Genomic DNA, 19,574 nt, shown 5'->3' with positions numbered 1-19,574 from the left:
GGGATTAAGGTGAAGATAACCTTTAAAATAAATGGGGAACAGAGGACGGCTGATGTTAATCCAAGAGACAGATTATTAGATTTTATTAGAGAAGAGTTGGGATTAACAGGAACTAAAGAAGGCTGTGGTGAAGGCGAATGTGGTGCCTGCACGGTAATAATGGAAAATAGAACGGTTGCTTCTTGTATGGTATATGCTTACCAGGCAGATGGCAAAGATATTTACACCATAGAAGGAAAGAACACTTTGGAGGAGCTTGAACTTATTCAGCAGGCTTATGTAGATGCGGGAGCAGTACAATGCGGCTTCTGTATACCAGGTATGGTTATGTCCACAAAGGTGCTTTTAGACAAAAACTTAAGCCCAACTCGTGAGGAAATTCGTGAAGAGCTTCAAGGCAATTTATGCAGATGTACTGGATACGTAAAAATAGTTGATGCTGTTGAGCTGGCAGCAGAAAGGTTTAGAAATAAAAAGGAAACTAGGAGGGCAGTGAGATGATGGAAGTATTCATACCTAAAACTATTAGTGAATTGCTGCCTAACATAGACAATGAAAAAAGAAGAATATCAGCAGGCTGTACTGATATAACAGTAGCTTTAAGAAGCAATAAGTATATCTGCAAGCCAACTACAGATATAACAGAAATAGCTGAGCTTAAGGAAATACTCGAAAAGAAAGACAGAATTTATATAGGCTGTAATGTAACTTTAAGCGAAATATGTGAAAATGATCTTATAAAGAAAGATTTTAAGGTACTGGTAGATGCTGTTAAAACTATAGGCTCCCCTCAAATTAGAAACAGAGCTACCTTAGCAGGGAATGTGCAAAATGCTTCTCCAAGCGGTGATGGAACTTTAGCCTTAGTTCTTTTAGAAGCTTCTATTGTTCTTAGAAGTTTAAGGGGAGCAAGGGAAGTTCTAGTTGAAGACTTTATTCTTGGAGCAGGAAAGACAGATCTTAAGAATGATGAATTTATAGAATATATTGTTTTAAATAAAGCCTATAGAGACTATTCCTCTTACTTTGAAAAAGTAGGATTAAGAGGAGCGATGGTTATTTCAGTTGCTTCCATGGGAGCTTTAATTAACGCAGAAGAAAGGGTTATTAAAGATATAAGGCTTGTATTTGGCGCTGTTGCTCCTAAAATATTAAGGCTTAAAGAAGCAGAGGAATTTTTAAAGGGAAAGAAACTTGAAGAAAAAACTTTAAAAGAAGCAGGAGATATAATAGGCAAAAGTGTTACTCCAATAGATGACTTAAGAGCTTCAGCAGAATATAGAAGAACAGTTTGCAGAAATCTTATTCTAAGACTTTGGGAATAAAAGAAGGAAGGTTGAATTATGAAAACCTTGATTAAAAATGTCTTTATCTTAACCATGGACGAGAAGCTTTCAAAGTTTAAAGGAAACCTTCTCATAATTGATGACAAAATTGAAAGAATCTGCACTGAAGAAATATACGGAGATTTTGATAAGGTTATAGAGGCTGAAGGAAAGGTGGCAATGCCAGGCTTTGTTCAGCCTCATATTCACCTCTGCCAAACTCTTTTTAGAGGCTTGGCAGATGACATGGAGCTTTTAGACTGGCTTAAGTACAGAATTTGGCCACTGGAAGGAGCTCATGATGAGGAAAGCATTTATTACTCTGCCAAGCTTGGCTTAAGTGAACTTATAAGAGGAGGAACTACTTCAATTGTTGATATGGAAACAGTACACCATACTGACAGAGCAATTCAAGCTATATATGAAAGCGGCATAAGAGCTATAACTGGAAAGGTTATGATGGATTATGGTTCTGATGTCCCTGAAAGCCTTATGGAGCGTAAAGAAAGTTCTATTAAAGAAAGCATAGAGCTTCTTCAAAAGTGGCACGGAAGAGACGGAGGACGAATTGAATATGCCTTTACTCCAAGATTTGTAGTATCCTGCTCTGAAGAGCTTTTGCTTGAAGTTGAAAAGCTTTCAAAGCATTATGGTGTCAAGGTTCATACTCATGCCTCAGAAAACAGAGGAGAAATAGAATTTGTTGAAAAAGATAGAGGCATGAGAAATATAACTTATCTTAAAAAGCTTGGACTCTTAAATGAAAATTTGATATTGGCGCACTGCATCTGGCTGGATGAAGAAGAAGAAGACTTAATCCAAGCATCAGGAACAAAGGTAGTTCACTGCCCAGCCTCAAATCTTAAGCTTGCTTCGGGAGTAGCTAAAATTCCAAAGCTTATGGACAAAGGAATAGACATAGGTCTTGCTTCAGACGGTCCTCCCTGTTCAAACAATCTCGATGCCTTTATAGAAATGAGATTGAGTTCTTTAATTCAAAAGCTCAGTCTTGGACCAAAGGCTATGGATTGCAGCAAAGTCCTTTATCTTGCTACCATGGGCGGTGCAAAGGTAATGGGAAAGGAAAAGGAAATAGGCTCTCTTGAGGAAGGAAAGAAGGCTGACATAGTACTTTTAGACCTAAACAAGGTATATAATGCACCAAGCTTTAGAAATAATGTTGAAAGCCAGATCGTGTTTTCTGGAAAGACGGAAAATATAGATACAACCATAGTAAATGGAAAGATTTTAATGGAAGATAGAAAATTGCTTACCTTGGATGAAAAGGAAATAATTACAAAGGCCAATGAAAGCATTGAAAGAATATGGAAGAGAGCAGGCATAAATTGCTGATATATTATGGAGCAGTTTTTAAAATTAGGCTTAGACGACCCAACACTATATTGATAGGAGGCGTAGTTTTATGGATTTAATAGAGGTTTTTCAGCCAGAGACTTTGCAGGAGGCAAAGGAACTTTTAAACAACTTGTCAAAGGTAAAGCTTTTAGCTGGAGGCACGGATTTAATTATAGACTTGAATAAGAACAAAACTGAAGCAGACTATCTGGTGGATTTAACTAAGATTGAGGAACTTAAAAAAATTAAAGATTTTGCTCATCACATTATTATAGGAAGCATGGCTACCTTCACTGATATATTGGAAAATGATATCTTTATAAATAGATTTACCTGCCTTAGAGACTGTTCAGAGTTAATGGGATCACCACAAATAAGAAACAGGGCAACCATAGGAGGCAACATAATAAATGGCGCTGCGGCAGCGGATATAGTTCCATGCCTTATGAGTCTGAACGCTGTACTTATAATTGAAAGCATAAGTACACGTAGGCTTGTAAGATGCGATGACTACTTCTTAAAGCATAACCAATACAAAATTGAATCTAATGAGCTATTAGTTGGAATTATTCTTAATGATAGGAATGAATTAAGCGGTTTCTACAAGCTAGGCAAGAGAAATTCTCTGTCCATAGCAAGGTTAAGCGCTTCAATAAGTTTTAATCTTGTAGAAAATAAGCTTCATAATATCAAGGTTGCCTTAGGTGCTGTGGGCAAGCATCCTTTTAGGGCTTATGAGCTTGAGTATCTTGCACACGGAAAGGACTATAGATATCTTCTTAAAAGAGAACTTTTAGATATACTTGAGGAAAGAGTATACAGGAGCATAAAAGACAGACCTACGCTTCCATTCAAAAGAGAGGCAGTAAAAGGTGTTTATACAGAAGCGGTTAAAAAAGCACTAGCTAAAGGTGGTGTAGCCATTGAGTAAAATAAGTGTTATTGTAAATGGAAAGCTATTTGTAGGGCATGTTTCTCCAAGCTTAAGACTTGTGGATTTTTTAAGAGAGGAGCTCAAACTAAAGGGAACTAAAGAAGGTTGCAGCCAAGGGGAATGCGGTGCATGTACAGTTATTTTAGATGGAATGACCGTTAACTCATGTCTGGTTTTAGCTTCTTCCTGTAATAATTCACAGATAACAACTATAGAAGGTATTTCTACTGAAGAGCTCCATCCCATTCAAAAGGCTTTTTTGGATTCAGGAGCAGTTCAGTGCGGTTACTGTATACCAGGAATGGTCTTAAGTGCCAAAGCTTTACTAGATAAAAATATTGATGCTACAGTGGAAGAAATAAAAGAAGGTATCTCTGGCAACCTCTGCAGATGCACAGGCTATCAAAAGATAGTCGAAGGTGTAGGGCTTGCTCAAAAATATATGAAGGGCAGGGGATAAGGTGCTAAAGGTTGTAGGTATGAATATAAAAAAGGAAGATGCCTTGGAAAAGGTAATGGGTAAGGCAATTTATCCTGATGATATAGAATTTGAAGGTATGCTTTATGCAGGTGTATTTAGAAGCTCAATAGCTTATGGCAAAGTAAAAAATATTGATATGAAAGCAGCAAAAATGCTTAAAGGTGTTGCAGCTGTAATAGATCATACTATGATACCAGGTGAAAAGCTTCACGGAGTAGTATTTAAGGATCAGCCCGTATTGGTTCACAATATGATTAAGAGAGCTGGCGACCCAATAGTTTTAATTGTGGCTGAAAGCAAGGATATTTTAAAGAAAGCTTTGAGTCTTATTAAAGTTGAGTATGAAGAATACAAAGGCATTTTCAGCATAGAGGAAGCACTTGCTGATGATGCACCAATCTTAGGAGAAAACGGCAATATATTGTATGATCTTAAAATAAAAAAAGGCAGTATGGAGGAAGGTTTTAAAAAAGCTGTTTATACAGTTGAGAACTGGTATTCAACTCCGCATATAGACCATGCAGTGCTTCAACCTGAGGCGGCTGTTGCTAGATATGATGAGGATGGGAATGTTGAGGTAAATGTAGCGACACAGTACCCCCATTATGATAGAGAAGAAGTTGCAAGAAGTCTTGGTATTCCTGAAGATAATGTAATAATAAAAAATACAGCTATTGGTGGAGCCTTTGGCTGCAGAGAAGATATAACTCTTCAATGCCATGCTGCTTTAGCCGTTTATCATACGAAAAAGCCTGTCAAGATAGTGTATTCAAGAGAAGAATCTATGGTTACGCACTGTAAACGTCATGCTATAAAAATGCATTATATAACAGGTGTAGATGCTCAAGGTAAGCTTTGTGCACTTAAGGCTACAATATATGGAGATACGGGAGCATATTGCTCTTGGGGGATGAATGTTCTGAGAAAAGCTGCTGTTCATGCAGTTGGACCATATGAGGTGCCTAATGTGGATATTCAAGCTCTTGCAGTCTATACAAACAATTCCTTTTGTGGTGCGATGAGAGGCTTTGGAGCAGCTCAGGCGGCGCTAGCTTATGAAAGCCAGATGGATGAACTTGCTAGATTGATGCAAATCCACCCACTACAGTTTAGGTACATGAATGCAGTAGAGGATGGCAGTGTTATGCCAACAGGACAAATACTTGAAACTAGTGTAGGCATGAAAAAATGTATTGAAGAAATAGCTAATCTTGAAGAAATAGTTCTTAAGTAGGGGGGATAGCTTTGAAAAAAATTGGTGTGGGATATGGCTGTATGATTTACGGTACAGGTTACGGCAATGGCTTCCCTGATGAGTCAAGAGCTACTGCTGAGCTTAACAGCGATGGAACAGTTACGGTGTATGTAGAGGTTACAGATGTTGGACAGGGTGGAAAGAATATAATGAGTCAGATTGCCAGTGAGGCACTTAATATGAATCTCGATTATATTACTATCAAAAATACAAATACAGCTTATATGAGGGATTCAGGAACTGCTGCAGCCAGCAGACAAACTTATAATACAGGAAATGCAGTACTAGATGCTTGTAAAAAGTTGAGGCAAAATATTGATAATTGTAATATAGAGAATTTTAAAATAGCTTTTGCTTATATGAGAGAAAACAATATATCTTTAAAAGCTGAAGGCTACTTCAAAGCTAATACTACCTCAGTAAATTTAGAAACAGGAGAGGGAAACCCATACTGGCCCTATACCTTCTCAGTAAACAAGGCTGTGGTTGAGGTGGATGATGAAACAGGAAAAGTTAATGTTTTAGAGATAACAGCATGCCATGATTCAGGAAAAATAGTAAATCCTCTCCAAGCAGAAGGGCAAATTCAAGGAGGATGTGCTATGGGACTTGGTTATGGTATTATGGAGGAAATAATTTTTAGTAAAGGAGTTATTAAAAATTCAAACTTCAATGATTATATAATTCCAACTAGCAAGGATGTGCCAAAGATTAAAACCATATTTGTAGAAGAGATTGAAGACAGTGGTCCCTACGGCGCTAAGGGTCTTGGAGAACCATCTATGATAGCTACAGCGCCAGCTATAATAAACGCTATTTATGATGCTGTAGGAGTAAGAATTTACGATTTGCCAGCTTCACCGGATAAGGTTATGAAAGAGCTTGTAGAAAAGAGGCGGTCCATATGAGAGAACTAAAGAAAGATATTGATATTGCTGTAGGAAGAATTAAAGCACCGTTGGTTTTGAAAAACGCTAATATAATAAATGTTTTCGTTCAATGCATTGAAAAAAATGATATAGCAATAAATGGAGATAGAATAGTCGGAATAGGAAATTATGAAGGTGAACAGGAGCTTGATTGCACTGGGCTTTATGTCTCTCCAGGTTTCATAGATGCTCATGTACACGTAGAATCCTCCATGGTAACCCCGGAGGTTTTCTCTCAGCTTTTAATAAGAAGAGGTGTTACTACAGCTATTGCGGATCCTCATGAAATAGCGAATGTTCTGGGTTTAAAAGGAATAGAATTTATGCTGGAAAACAGTAAAAGAAGTGTTATGGATATTTTATTTATGCTCCCTTCATGTGTACCAGCCACAGAATTTGAAGATTCAGGGGCAGTACTTAAAGCTGATGAGTTCTCAGAACTTATAGGAAACGATAGGGTTTTAGGCTTGGGAGAGGTTATGGATACTCCTGCAGTAGCAAGTGGAAGACAGGATATGATTGACAAACTAATGATGTTTCAGGGGAAGAATATTGATGGGCACTGCCCAGGAATTTCTCAAAAGTTGCTGAATGCATACTTAAGCTGTGGAATTAAAACAGATCATGAATGTTCTAACTATACTGAAGCTCTTAAAAAGATACAGCTGGGCATGTATGTTATGCTTAGGGAAGGCTCGGCTACAAGAAATTTGAAAGATTTGCTCCCCGCTATTAATATGGATAATTACAGCAGATTTCTATTTTGTACCGATGATAGGCATATTGAGGATTTGATTGAAGCTGGAACTATTGATAACTCTATAAGGCTTGCAATAGAACAAGGACTTGAACCGATAAAGGCTTACACAATTGCTGCCTATAACGCAGCTTTATGCTATGGACTGAGAGATAAAGGCGCAGCAGCACCAGGCTATATTGCTGACTTAGTGATCTTTGAGGATTTAAATAGGTTGAATATAAGAACGGTAATTAAAGATGGGAAGATATACAACAAAGAATTAAGCTTTTCAAAAGCTGACTTAGGAAATTCAATAGTTCTTAAAACTGTGACCACTGAAGATTTTAAGGTTGAAGCAAAAGGAGAATATATAAACACAATAAAGCTTGTACCTCGCTCTGTAGAGACAATAAAAAAGAGAAGAAAAGCTCTAGTTGATAATAATTTGGTAGTTGGAACAGAAGCTTCAGACTGTCTTAAAATTGCAGTTTTTGAAAGACACAAGGCTACAGGAAAAAGAGGTATCGGTTTTGTTGAGGGTTTTGGACTTAAAAACTGTTCAATTGCACAAAGTATCGCCCATGATTCTCATAATATTATAGTTATTGGTGATAATGATGAGGATATGTCTCTGGCAGTAAAAGCTATAATTGAACTTGGTGGAGGAATTGCCCTAGTATCTGAAGGAAAAGTGTTAGAAAGCTTAAGTCTGCCTATTGGAGGTTTAATAACTTCAGAAAATCCTTTTATAGTTTTGGAAAAAATAAAGAGTTTAAACAAGCTTGCAAGAAGTTTTGGCGTTAAGGAGGATTTTGATCCTTATCTCACTCTTGGATTTTTGGCTCTACCAGTTATACCAGATATAAAACTTACCGCAAGAGGATTATTTAACTTTGAAGAGTTTAAGTTTATAGATTTATTTTGCTAAAGGATTTACAAAGGAGGAACTATCGTATGCTCATAAGAGGAATTATACTTGGTGCTGGAAAGGCATCCAGGATGGGAAAGGATAAACTTAACCTAAAGCTTGAAAATAAATCAATTATTGAAACAGTAATAGAAAACGCCAAAGAATCCAAACTAGATGAACTTGTTTTGGTATATGGGAAGTATGATATAAATACAGATATTAATAAGCTGTATAATGCAGACTTTGAACGAGGGATGAGCACCTCTATTAAAAAAGGTCTTGAAAACTTTGAAGGAGATGCTGTAATGATTCTTTTAGGAGATATGCCCTACGTTACACCTAATATAATTGATAAATTGTGTGATGAATTTATTTCAGATAACAAAGCTATAGCTGTACCAGTTTTCAATGGGAAAAGAGGAAATCCAGTTATTATAAGCAGAAAATATTTTAAGGAGCTTTTAGAAAATGAAGGTGACAAGGGTGCTAGAGCTATAATAAAAAGCAATCCTAATGATATTCATTGGGTGGAAGTAATGGATAATAGTATCTTTGTTGATATTGATGATGAAGTTAGCTATAATTCTATAAAGAAATAGTTTGCAATTACGCTGCCTGTTATTGAGGCAGCTTTTTTGTGTTATAAAACAATATTTTTAGGTTTAACAAATTTATTACTTAATAATTGAAAAAGTGCATAGAAAAATAAACCTTGAAAAACATAGTAAAGAGGTGAAATACAAATGGCTAAGAAACTAACTAAAATGCAGCTTAGAATGGCTGCGCTAGGTAATAATATGATGGAAGCAGGTGCTGAACTATACAGCAATCCAGAGGTAAGGGAGAAGATAAAAGATAGTATTACAAAGGAAAGTGAAAAAGCTGATACACAAAATAGTATACAGTAGCTTAATGAGGATTAATGTGTGGCAGGTAGACTCTCTCTTTCATAGAATATATACAAAGCTTATTATTTTAAGGAGTCTTTTATGTATATTAACTATTTTAGAGAAGATAAAGTGCGTCCACAAGTTGTTGCCTATGCAAGAGGGGATGTGAATGGAGATAAAATTACTGACATAGTCTACTTAGTCGGCACAAAAACGCCAGACAGTCCTTTTGTACAGAATATTACCTTAATAATAAAGGATGGAATGACAGGAAGAATTGCTGCAATAGTTCTCAAGGAAAATGCGGGCTATGACCCAACCTTGTTTTTAGGGGATTTTACAGGGGATGGAGTAAAGGATATACTTATAAGCATTGTTACTGGAGGCAGCGGGGCAACTATGTATCATTACATTTATTCTTATGTAGACAACAATTCTAAGCTGATTTTTGACTTTGAGGTGTACAACGAGGAGTATAAATATTTAGTTGCTTATAAGGATAATTATAAAGTTCAGGTTGTAAGTGAAAAAAACAATAAAGAATATATAATAGATATTTCCCAAAGAGATAAAGATTACTTAAATGAGATTTATGACGAGAACGGACAGCTAAAAGAACCTCTTGAAGGCTTTGTAAATCCATTGAGTGGTTTATATCCGGTTGATTTTGATTATAATGGCGTATATCAGTTGCTTGCATATCAAAAGGTAGCAGGAAGATTTAATGCAGATGCTCTAGGGTTTATTTTAAACACACTACAATGGCAAAACAATAATTTTGAGTTGGAAAATCAAAATATAGCTATTATAGGAGCGGGAAAATAACAAAAAAACTGTGCAAACTCAATTTGAATGATATGTTATAATGTTATTCAAAAGAGGTTGCACAGTTTTTTGTGGAGGAAAATATGAACACAGTAAAAATTAGAAATGTAGTGATAGGCGAAGGTATTCCTAAAATTTGTGTGCCTATTGTGGGAAAAACAAAGCATCAAATAATAAGAGAGGCCTTAAAACTTGAAAATATGCATGTAGATATTGTGGAATGGCGCGTAGACTATTTTGAAGATGCTTTAGAGGTAGAAAAAATTAAAGAAGTTTTATTTGAATTAACTTCTGTTTTAAATAATATTCCACTTTTATTTACACTTCGAACAGCTAATGAAGGGGGAAAAAAAGAAATACATAAAAATGAATATGTGAAAATTAATAAAATTATTTCTGTATCAGGTTTGGTTGATTTGATGGATGTTGAAGTTCTCACAGGTGATGAGGAAGTTGCGGATATTATCAAAACAGCACAGGCTTCAGGAGTAAAGGTTATTGCTTCCAATCATGATTTTGAAAAAACTCCTGTTAAAAATGAAATTATACATAGGCTAAGGAAGATGCAGGAACTAGGAGCTGATATTTTAAAAATAGCAGTGATGCCTAAATCAAAATTAGATGTGCTGGAATTGATGACGTCCATAGTAAAAGCGAATGAAGAATATATTGACAGGCCTATAGTGGCAGTAGCAATGTCAGATTTAGGCGTTGTCACAAGATTTATTGGAGAAATGTTTGGTTCTTCGTTAACATTTGGAAGCGTTGGGCAATCTTCTGCGCCAGGGCAGATAGAATCAGATGCTCTTTACGAAGCCCTACAAATAACACATAAAATTTTGAATAATAAACCAGTCTCAGAATTTTAAAATTCTGAGACTGGTTTATTATTATTTCTTTAAAAAACATATTTTACTGGTAGTTATAGTCTAGCTTGCTATTTAGGCTTGCTGACAAACATTTGTGAAAACATATTTCCATAAGGACCGCCATTTCTTATTCCAAGACCAATATGAGTGTAATCTGGATTTAGTATGTTTTTTCTATGCCCCGGTGAATTCATGAGGGCATTGTGAGCGTTTTGAATGGTTTGATTTCCTGCTATATTTTCGCCAGCTTCTACATAACTTACACCAAAGGCTTTAAGCATATCGAAAGGGCTCCCATACTTTGGAGAATTATGACTGAAATAATTATTATCAATCATATCCTGAGCTTTTACTCTAGCAACATTTGTTACCTGCATATCTATTTGAAGAGGTGAAACATTATTTTGCGCTCTTGCCTGATTAATTAACTTAAGCATTTCCTGCTCCTGGGAAGTTAAGGTGCTTGAATTTGTTTGTGCACTAGGAGTTTTAGGAGCCGTTGAATTGGTAACCCCGCCTGAAGCTTGTGAGGGGGCAGCTCCTGAACCGGAGGCATCAGTAGTAATTTGAGGAGTTTTATTTTCTACTACTATTGGCTTTGCCTGTGACTTAGGAACAAAACCAATCTGATTGTTTGGAAGCTTTACTGCAAACCAGTCGGATACTTGGCTTACAACATCAAGGGTATTATTTTTTGCTGCTGACTGAAGCACTGAAGTATTGCTTCCACAGCCAGAGGTAATATTTGCTTTATCGACTATAACTTTCACCTTTTGAATATCGCCAATTTTAGAGACTGAAGACTCTATGCCTTGAATAGGCTGACTATGTCCAGTTATTTGTCCATTGTTAGGCAGTTTGTTGTTTATAAAACTTTTTTGCCGAGGAGTACAGGAAGCAGTAAAAATTAAGGATAAGCCTAATGCAAAAACATAAATTTTTCTTTTCACGATTTTTCATCCTTTCGCCTACGCGGTTATTAATAATTTTTTATACAGTATTATCATTTGTTTAAATTAGAAATTTATAAACGGTATTTGGGTTAAAATGATAAGAAATATTTTCTAAAAGCAGTTGACACTATTTAAATTAATAGTATAATAATTAATAATATAAATAAAAATAATGTTAATAAAAGCTTTGATAAAGAGGAGTAAAGGTTAAGGAGTATTTAGAGAGGAAGGTTCAGCGGCTGTAAGACCTTCTATACAAAAAGCCTTGAAGGTAGCTTTTGAGCTTCTTGCTTGAAATACTAGTAGAGCAAGACGGTGTTCTTTGCCGTTATGATTTTGAGAGCCTATCGACTGCTGTCTGTAGGAAAAAAGGTGGTACCGCGAGTATGTCTTCGTCCTTTTATGGATGAAGACTTTTTTATTTGTCAAAAATAATCATTATAAGGAGATGAAATATATGGAAGAAACAAAAAATATTGCAACGACCTATAGCCCTAAAGAATTTGAAGAAAAAATTTATAAGACTTGGGAGGAAAAAGGATATTTTACTCCAAAAGTTGATAAAGAAAAGAAGCCTTACACAATTGTGATGCCACCTCCAAATATAACAGGAAAGCTGCATTTAGGGCATGCCCTAGACAACACTATTCAAGATTTTTTGATAAGAGTTAAAAGAATGCAGGGTTACAGTACTCTATGGCTTCCAGGAGAGGACCACGCCAGTATAGCTACTGAAGTTAAGGTGGAAAACGAGCTTTTAAAGCAGGGTTTAAAAAAGAAGGAAATGGGCAGAGATGCCTTTCTGGAAAAAGTTTGGGAATGGACTGACGAGTACAGAGAGAGAATAAGACAGCAGCTTAAGAAAATGGGAGCTTCAGCAGACTTTACAAGAGAAGCCTTTACAATGGATGAAAACTTAAACAAAGCTGTTAGAACCGTATTTGTTAAACTGTACAATGAAGGCTTAATTTATCAGGGAAACAGAATAACCAACTGGTGCCCAAAATGTAAGACTGCTCTTTCAGATGCTGAGATAGAATATGATGAGCAGAACGGACATTTCTGGCATATAAAGTATCAGGTAGTTGGCACAGGAGAGTTTATTGAGATTGCAACAACCCGTCCTGAGACCATGCTTGGAGATACAGCTGTTGCAGTGAATCCAAAGGATGAAAGATACACTCATCTTGTAGGAAAAACATTGATGCTTCCTTTAGTAAACAGGGAAATTCCAATAATAGCAGATGATTATGTAGATTTGGAGTTTGGAACAGGAGCAGTTAAGATAACACCAGCTCATGATCCTAACGACTATCAGGTAGGAAAGAGGCACAATCTTCCTGAAATCAATATGATGAACGATGATGGAACCATCAACCATCAAGGTGGCAAGTACACTGGCATGGACAGATACGAAGCTAGAAAAGCTATCATTAAGGATCTAGAGGAGCAGGGCTTCCTTGTAAAGATAAAAGACCATGTTCACAATGTAAGTACTCATGACAGATGCGGCACAACCATTGAGCCAATGATTTCAAAGCAGTGGTATTTAAAGATGGAAGGTCTTGCAAAGCCTGCTATCGAAGTTGTAAAGGATAAAAAAGTAAAGTTTGTTCCAGAGCGCTTTGAAAAGATTTATTTCAACTGGATGGAAAATATACAGGATTGGTGCATATCAAGACAGCTTTGGTGGGGACACAGAATACCGGTTTGGTACTGCAAGGACTGCGGTGAGATGATAGTTGCTGAAGAAACTCCAGCTAGCTGTTCAAAGTGCAGCAGTGAGAAACTTGAGCAGGAGAATGATGTTTTGGACACCTGGTTCAGTTCAGCACTATGGCCTTTCTCAACACTAGGCTGGCCAAATGAAACAGAGGACCTTAAGTATTTCTACCCAACAAGCACGCTGGTAGCTGGTTATGATATCATATTTTTCTGGGTAGCAAGAATGATATTCTCAGGGCTGCATAATATGAAGGAAATTCCTTTCGATACTGTTTTAATGCATGGAATAATAAGAGATGCTAACGGTGTTAAGATGTCAAAATCCTTAGGCAATGGTGTAGATCCTCTTGACATCATAGATCAGTATGGTGCAGATGCACTTAGGTTTATGCTTATAGCAGGAAATTCCCTAGGCAACGATGTAAGATTCCAGCAGGAGAAGGTTGAAGCAGCAAGAAACTTTGCAAACAAGATTTGGAATGCTTCAAGATTCGTTATGATGAATCTTGATAGAGACCTTATGGAAAAGTATAAGGATGTTAAAGAATATACTTTAGCTGATAAGTGGATGCTTTCAAGATTAAATACAGTAGTTAGAGAGATAACTGATAATATAGAAAAGTTTGAGCTTGGTATAGCATCACAAAAAATATATGATTTTATATGGACAGAATTCTGCGATTGGTATATAGAATTAGTTAAGCCAGTATTCTATGGAACTGATGAAAGGCAAAAGGGTATAGCTTATAACGTACTTTACAAGACATTAACTACAAGCTTGCAGCTTTTGCATCCAGTAATGCCGTTTATAACTGAAGAAATATATACTCATCTTGGTGCAGAATACGAGTCAATCACGATATCAAAATGGCCAGAGTATGAAGAAAATCTGAATGATAATGAAGCAGAGCAAATGATGGGATATATCATCGATGCTATAAGAAGTATAAGAAATGTAAGAGCAGAAATGAATGTACCACCATCAAGAAAAGCAAAGCTTATGGCGTATGTAGCAGCAGAAGCAAAGGAAGCATTTGAATCAGGAAAAATTTACTTCGAAAAACTAGCTTCAGCTTCAGAGCTTGATTTATTAGCTTTTAAGGAAGGAATTCCTGAAAACGCTGTATCAGTAGTAACTTCAGGTGCTGAAATATATATTCCTCTTCTTGACTTAATAGATAGGGAAAAAGAACTTGAAAGATTGAGTAAGGAAAAATCTAAGCTTAAAGCCGAAATAGACAGAGTAGAGAAAAAGCTTTCAAATGAAAGATTTGTAAGCAAGGCTCCAGCTGATGTTGTTGAAGAGGAAAAAGCAAAGGGTGAAAAGTATAAAGAAATGCTTAAGGCTGTAATGCAAAGAATTGAAAGCTTAAATTAATATTGACTTTAAAAGCATACAAATTGAAAAATATAAGAATATAAGAAGATATCTTCTTATATTCTTATATTCTTATAAATACATATTCTTATAAATATATATTTATTAAATTTCCTCATTTAATTTTAGTAAGAAGGTGGTCTCATGAATTATTATGAAGCAATGACTTACATAAAAAACACTTCCAAGTTTGGCAGTAATCTTGGCCTTGAGAGAACTGAAAAGGTATTGGAGCTTTTAGATAATCCGCATAAAAAACTTAGGTGCATACATATAGCAGGAACAAATGGTAAAGGCTCAACCACTGCTATGCTTACTGAGATTCTAAAGAAAGCAGGCTATAAGGTTGGCATGTATACTTCTCCTTATCTTGAAGAATTTGAAGAGCGGATACAGATTAATGGAGCCAACATATCAAAGGTCGACTTAAGCAGAATAGTTACAAGGGTAGCGGAAGCAGTGAATAAGGTTTTAGAGCTTGGATATGAACATCCTACTGAATTTGAAATTATAACTTGTGCTATGTTTTTGTATTTTCATGAAGTGAAGGTAGATTATGCTGTGGTGGAAGTTGGTCTTGGAGGAAGGCTAGATTCTACCAATGTTATTACTCCAATTTTAAGCATAATTACTTCTATAAGCTATGATCATATGAAAATATTAGGGGATACTCTAGATAAGATAGCCTATGAAAAGGCAGGAATTATAAAATCGGGAGTGCCCGTGATAGTTTATCCCCAAGAGTTGGATAGCCTACGGGTTATAAAAAAAGTTGCAGAAGAAAAGTGTTCTAAGATAATTGAAGTTCCTAATGAATGCGCAAAATTAAATGCTTTAGATGAAACAGGCAAAAACAGAATCACTCAGACAGTATTAATAAGAACGGATAAACAGAGCTATGATATAGAACTATCGCTTTTAGGAATACATCAGCTTCTAAACTGTGCTGTTTCGGTTTTTGCAGCAGAAGAATTAATTAAGCAGGGAATAAATATTAGCGAGCAAAATATAATATCAGCACTGAGGAAAGTTAAATGGCCAGGAAGGCTAGAAGTTATAAATCAAGATCCGCTAGTGGTTATAGACGGTGCTCATAACATAGACGGAATTAAAAAGCTTACTGAAAGTATAGAAAGGTACTTTAGCTATGAAAAAGTAGTTCTAATACTGGGTATCCTTGCAGATAAGCAAGTGAAGGAAATGATAGATACTATAGTGCCAAAAGCATATAAGGTCATAGCGGTAACACCAAACTCTGAAAGAGCAGAGCTTGCTAGTGAATTGGCTGAAGAAATAAAAAAGATTAATTCTAATGTTCAGGTTATAGAAAACTACGAACAAGCCTATAAAGAGGCGTTCTCCTATTGTAATAATAAGGATTTACTGCTTATATCAGGTTCGCTATACATGATTGGAGATATGAGAAAGATAGTTGTAAGGCATTAAAAAACAATTTAAACATTATGTTCTTCGGCAGTCTGATTTTAAATTTAATCTTACTTTTTATTAACAGTTTCTCACTCTCTACATATTATATATTAATATAGCGGGGGTGAATAAAATGAGTAGTTTGTTCATATGCAATACTTCTTCAGATTACATTTCGCAAATCAATTTAGCTGAGTTTTATGAAGAAAGAAGAATACCCTTAGGTGTGGACAAGATTAGCAGGATTGGACCGCAAGGAATATGTGCATATAAAGATAAACTTTTAGTTGCTAATAGTTACAACAACAGCCTGTCTATATTGGACATGGCTCAGATGATGCAGATAGAAGAGTATTTTATTGGTATGCATTGTAATGGGGTTGAAGTTTCCGAAGATAATGCCTATGTTGTATGCGGAGAGCTTAATAGTATCATTATCTTCAATTTAACTAAAAAGAAAATAATTGAAGAAATTCCTTGTGGAAGCTTCCCATACAGCATAAGTATTGACAAAACAAAAGGATTTATTGCTGTTGCTAATATGCACAGTGATAGTATAACTCTTATAGATTGCAGAAACAAAGAAAATATCTTGAACATAAGGTCTTCGAATTATCCGACAAAGGCAGTTTTTGATGAAAGTTCACAGTTTATATTAGTAGCAGAAAGCAATATGGGAATAAAGAGTAATGGGACCTTAAGCATTATAGAGCTAAACGGTTTAAAAAGGGTTGGTAAGATAAAGGTAGGCAACTCCCCGGTTGATATTTTTACTGAGAAAAATTACTGTTATGTATCAAATCTTGGAGATGGAACAATAAGTATTGTGGATATTAAAAATTTAAAGGAAATTAAAAGGATAAAAACAGGAGGCATGCCAAGAGCTATTATAAAGCATGAGGAATATATTTATGTAAGTGACAGCTATAATGATATAATACTGCAGCTAAATCTTAAAAATGGAAACAAAAAAGTCATTTCCGTAGGAAAAGAACCTACAGCAATGACTATATACTAATCTATTAACTGCCTCATTATATTATTGTAGAGTTCTGCTGAGTTATTTTTCCATTTGCTGCAAAGTTCACGAGCCTGCTTATTAGTAGGAACATTTACTTTTAGGTCTATAAGTATTATTTTATTTTCCATTGCCTTTAGGTTTACTATATAATTATTGTCGTTTTCTATAGTATAGTCAGCAGATACAGTAACTTCTTTCTTGATTTTTTCCAAGTTTGATTTCAAGTATTTATCAATTGTTTCTATTTTATTTTTTGAAAGTCTTTCTCCAAACATTGATAGAACTTTCGAGCCTGTTTCAGTTATGACTAGTCTATGCTTGGATTCTTCACCAGCATATTCTAGAAACTTTGATGCTACAAGCTCTGATATGTATTGGTGAAGAGTGAAGTAGTTTATAAAATTATTCTCTAGTATAATTTGCGTTATTTGTATATTTGAAATTGGAAGCTTTATTTTATCAAAAATATAAAGCAAGAGCAATTTGTTTTCTGCTAATTCTGAAGTATCTCCAAACATATTTTACCCCCTGTATAGTCCTCTATGTGCGCAGAGAGCAGCAGTGTTGCTGCCTTTTAAGCTGATAATAAAATTATATATAATACATTATAGCATAAAAAGCACCGAAATAAATCGGTGCTTTTTATTTTATGTATAGTTTTATAATTATTTTCCATTTAATAATTCTTTTTCGGCCAGACTTATAAGTCGTTTAACCATTTCTCCGCCAACACGGCCGCAGTTTTTTGAGGATACGGAACCCCAATAATCTTCGGAACCTTGATGTACTCCAAGATCTAATTCTTCTGCAATTTCATACTTCATATTGTCTAGTATTTTATGAACTTCTGGAACCAATTGAGTTCTTCTGCTGCCTGATGATCCTAATGCCATGATAGTGCCTCCTTTATCCATATTTACTTACTCATTATGTATCCATTTATATTTTGTACAGGCAATATTGCTTTATACTGTACTATTAAAGGAATTATTGCCTTAATTAACCACTGCTAAATTTGGTCATATAATCTCATCTAGAGAATAAAATTATAGGGTAAAGAAATTTAACAGAGGGAGAGATATGAGAAAGTGGAAAATAAAAGATTTAAGCACTAAAAGATTTATATTAGCTTTAATGTTACTAGCAGCAAGTTCATTTATAGCAATAGGGCTAAACTACAAGAATATGGGTGTTTTTAGACTAGTACATAAAAAAGTGCCAATTTATTCGGTAGATACAAAGGAAAAGAAAATAGCCTTAACCTTTGATATAAGCTGGGGTGAAGATACTACAGCAAAAATTCTTGATATTCTTGACAAATATAATGTTAAGGCAACTTTTTTTCTTGTAGGAGGGTGGATTGATAACAACGGGGAACTGGTTAAGGAAATGGCTAAAAGAGGACATGAACTTGGAAATCATACTAATAAGCATCCTAATATGAGCAATATATCTAAGGAAAGGCTTATAGAAGAAATAATGCTTTGCGATTCAAAAATAATGAAGCTTACTGGGCAAGGTACTAAACTTTTTAGGTGCCCTGAGGGCTCTTATAATGATACTGTTTTGGATACGGTTCAAAGTTTAGGACGTTATACAATTCAGTGGGACGTAGACAGCATTGATTGGAAAGAACACGGACCAAGTATTGAATATAATAGAGTTATGAAAAAGACCAAGCCTGGCTCAATATTGTTGTTTCATAATACTGCAAAATATACGCCTGAAACTTTGCCGCAGTTAATTGATAAACTTCAACAAGATGGATATAGTTTTGTTAAGGTATCAGATTTAATTTATAAGGATAATTTCTACATCGATGCTTCAGGAAAGCAGATATCGAAATAAAAAACACTATAAAAGTAAGTTTAAATACAGTATAATGGAAATAAATTCCTTAAAATATTGGACAGTATAAAATAGCACGTCCTGCTTAAAATAAAGTTAAATAACCTTTAAGACAGGAGGAGATTATATGATAACACTAGCAGTTGTTGAGGGTTTTAATGAAAAAAGTTTTAAAGCCTATTTAAGCAATGTATTAGATTTGCTGCATATTGACCACCGTTTCTTAAGCATTGAAAACTTAAAGGATAAAGACCTTGATTATGTAATACTTAATAAAGCTAAAAAAAGTAATAATGAAATTAATTTAAGAGCAGGTTACTGTTTCGTAAATATGGATGCAAAACTGGAAGGCAATATAAATATTTATGGGAATATGATAACTTATGGTTTTGGGATCAAGAACACAGTTACAGTATCCAGTGTTGAAGATAATGGAGAAAGTTTTGTTTACTGCCTCCAAAGGTATCTGAGTGAAAGAATTGGGGAAAATATAGAACCTCAAGAAATTCCGGTGTACATAAAATTTTATGATGATAATGAACTTTACGCAGCTATGGTAGCTATAACAATATCTATACTAGAAGGAAAAAATATAACTTATCTAGAGAAAACACTACAGAAAAAATTATTAGTTTTAAATTAAAAAAGTTATATTTTATTTTGTTTTTGAATATTTATATTCTGTGATGGAATTTAAAACGAAGGGAA

20 protein-coding genes and 1 other annotated feature are annotated in these 19,574 nt (G+C 35.1%); of the genes, 17 read left to right on the top strand and 3 right to left on the bottom strand.

The genetic code is table 11. The features are described from left to right. Positions 1-9: 9 nt before the first annotated feature. From NBE98_RS19970 to aroD, 12 genes are all read left to right on the top strand, one after another. Positions 10-501, top strand: a complete 492-nt coding sequence (locus tag NBE98_RS19970; RefSeq protein ID WP_250816767.1) for a (2Fe-2S)-binding protein — start codon at positions 10-12, stop codon at positions 499-501. Further along, positions 498-1,325 (top strand): FAD binding domain-containing protein, encoded by an 828-nt coding sequence (locus NBE98_RS19965; RefSeq protein WP_250816766.1) that lies wholly within the window; start codon positions 498-500, stop codon positions 1,323-1,325. The genes NBE98_RS19970 and NBE98_RS19965 overlap by 4 nt, the downstream gene beginning before the upstream one ends. Before the next feature lie 18 nt (positions 1,326-1,343). Continuing rightward, positions 1,344-2,678, top strand: a complete 1,335-nt coding sequence (locus NBE98_RS19960; RefSeq protein ID WP_250816765.1) for a 5'-deoxyadenosine deaminase — start codon at positions 1,344-1,346, stop codon at positions 2,676-2,678. 70 nt (positions 2,679-2,748) lie between these two features. Next, the gene (locus NBE98_RS19955; protein ID WP_250816764.1) at positions 2,749-3,612 is read left to right on the top strand and encodes an FAD binding domain-containing protein; all 864 of its coding nucleotides are present in this window, start codon (positions 2,749-2,751) and stop codon (positions 3,610-3,612) included. Continuing rightward, positions 3,605-4,075 (top strand): (2Fe-2S)-binding protein, encoded by a 471-nt coding sequence (locus NBE98_RS19950; protein ID WP_250816763.1) that lies wholly within the window; start codon positions 3,605-3,607, stop codon positions 4,073-4,075. The genes NBE98_RS19955 and NBE98_RS19950 overlap by 8 nt, the downstream gene beginning before the upstream one ends. A 19-nt stretch (positions 4,076-4,094) precedes the next feature. Next, entirely contained in the window at positions 4,095-5,330 is a 1,236-nt protein-coding gene (locus NBE98_RS19945; RefSeq protein ID WP_250816762.1) for a xanthine dehydrogenase family protein molybdopterin-binding subunit, read from the top strand. A gap of 11 nt (positions 5,331-5,341) precedes the next feature. Further along, on the top strand, positions 5,342-6,259 hold the full coding sequence (locus NBE98_RS19940) for a xanthine dehydrogenase family protein molybdopterin-binding subunit (RefSeq protein WP_250816761.1): 918 nt from the start codon (positions 5,342-5,344) through the stop codon (positions 6,257-6,259). Beyond that, positions 6,256-7,947 (top strand): adenine deaminase, encoded by a 1,692-nt coding sequence (ade, locus tag NBE98_RS19935; RefSeq protein WP_250816760.1) that lies wholly within the window; start codon positions 6,256-6,258, stop codon positions 7,945-7,947. Before NBE98_RS19940 ends, ade begins: the two co-directional genes overlap by 4 nt. 26 nt (positions 7,948-7,973) lie before the next feature. Beyond that, complete coding sequence (locus tag NBE98_RS19930; protein ID WP_250816759.1) at positions 7,974-8,528, top strand: nucleotidyltransferase family protein; 555 nt, start codon at positions 7,974-7,976, stop codon at positions 8,526-8,528. Positions 8,529-8,672: 144 nt separating this feature from the next. Beyond that, positions 8,673-8,837: a hypothetical protein gene (locus tag NBE98_RS19925; RefSeq protein WP_250816758.1), complete on the top strand. Its 165-nt coding sequence runs from the start codon at positions 8,673-8,675 to the stop codon at positions 8,835-8,837. An 81-nt stretch (positions 8,838-8,918) separates the two neighbouring features. Further along, positions 8,919-9,644, top strand: a complete 726-nt coding sequence (locus NBE98_RS19920) for a YybI family spore inner coat protein (protein ID WP_250816757.1) — start codon at positions 8,919-8,921, stop codon at positions 9,642-9,644. An 83-nt stretch (positions 9,645-9,727) separates the two neighbouring features. Continuing rightward, positions 9,728-10,513: a type I 3-dehydroquinate dehydratase gene (gene aroD, locus NBE98_RS19915; RefSeq protein ID WP_250816756.1), complete on the top strand. Its 786-nt coding sequence runs from the start codon at positions 9,728-9,730 to the stop codon at positions 10,511-10,513. Positions 10,514-10,581: 68 nt separating this feature from the next. Here aroD and NBE98_RS19910 read toward each other — a convergent pair whose 3' ends face one another. After that, positions 10,582-11,463 carry a CAP domain-containing protein gene (locus NBE98_RS19910; RefSeq protein WP_250816755.1) on the bottom strand — a complete coding sequence of 294 codons (882 nt, stop codon included), beginning with the start codon at positions 11,461-11,463 and terminating at the stop codon, positions 10,582-10,584. A gap of 181 nt (positions 11,464-11,644) precedes the next feature. Further along, positions 11,645-11,869, top strand: a binding site (T-box leader). 54 nt (positions 11,870-11,923) lie between these two features. Here NBE98_RS19910 and NBE98_RS19905 point away from each other — a divergent pair. From NBE98_RS19905 to NBE98_RS19895, 3 genes are all read left to right on the top strand, one after another. After that, entirely contained in the window at positions 11,924-14,569 is a 2,646-nt protein-coding gene (locus tag NBE98_RS19905) for a valine--tRNA ligase (protein WP_250816754.1), read from the top strand. Between the two features lie 144 nt (positions 14,570-14,713). Then, positions 14,714-16,015: a bifunctional folylpolyglutamate synthase/dihydrofolate synthase gene (locus NBE98_RS19900; protein WP_250816753.1), complete on the top strand. Its 1,302-nt coding sequence runs from the start codon at positions 14,714-14,716 to the stop codon at positions 16,013-16,015. A gap of 115 nt (positions 16,016-16,130) precedes the next feature. Beyond that, a complete protein-coding gene (locus NBE98_RS19895; RefSeq protein ID WP_250816752.1) occupies positions 16,131-17,015 on the top strand; it encodes a YncE family protein in 885 nt (294 codons plus the stop codon). Here NBE98_RS19895 and NBE98_RS19890 read toward each other — a convergent pair. After that, the gene (locus tag NBE98_RS19890) at positions 17,012-17,536 is read right to left on the bottom strand and encodes a DUF4364 family protein (RefSeq protein ID WP_250816751.1); all 525 of its coding nucleotides are present in this window, start codon (positions 17,534-17,536) and stop codon (positions 17,012-17,014) included. The two genes, NBE98_RS19895 and NBE98_RS19890, sit on opposite strands and share 4 nt — an antisense overlap. Before the next feature lie 147 nt (positions 17,537-17,683). After that, a complete protein-coding gene (locus NBE98_RS19885; protein ID WP_250816750.1) occupies positions 17,684-17,911 on the bottom strand; it encodes an alpha/beta-type small acid-soluble spore protein in 228 nt (75 codons plus the stop codon). A 202-nt stretch (positions 17,912-18,113) separates the two neighbouring features. Here NBE98_RS19885 and pdaB point away from each other — a divergent pair, with 202 nt between their 5' ends. Both pdaB and NBE98_RS19875 read left to right on the top strand, forming a co-directional pair. Next, positions 18,114-18,866, top strand: a complete 753-nt coding sequence (gene pdaB, locus NBE98_RS19880; protein WP_250817639.1) for a polysaccharide deacetylase family sporulation protein PdaB — start codon at positions 18,114-18,116, stop codon at positions 18,864-18,866. 127 nt (positions 18,867-18,993) lie between these two features. Beyond that, on the top strand, positions 18,994-19,509 hold the full coding sequence (locus tag NBE98_RS19875; protein WP_250816749.1) for a hypothetical protein: 516 nt from the start codon (positions 18,994-18,996) through the stop codon (positions 19,507-19,509). Positions 19,510-19,574 lie beyond the last annotated feature (65 nt).

It is taken from the genome of Clostridium swellfunianum, from assembly GCF_023656515.1.
In the GTDB taxonomy this organism is placed as follows: domain Bacteria; phylum Bacillota; class Clostridia; order Clostridiales; family Clostridiaceae; genus Clostridium_AT; species Clostridium_AT swellfunianum.
This window is presented reverse-complemented; position numbering and strand designations above follow the sequence as displayed.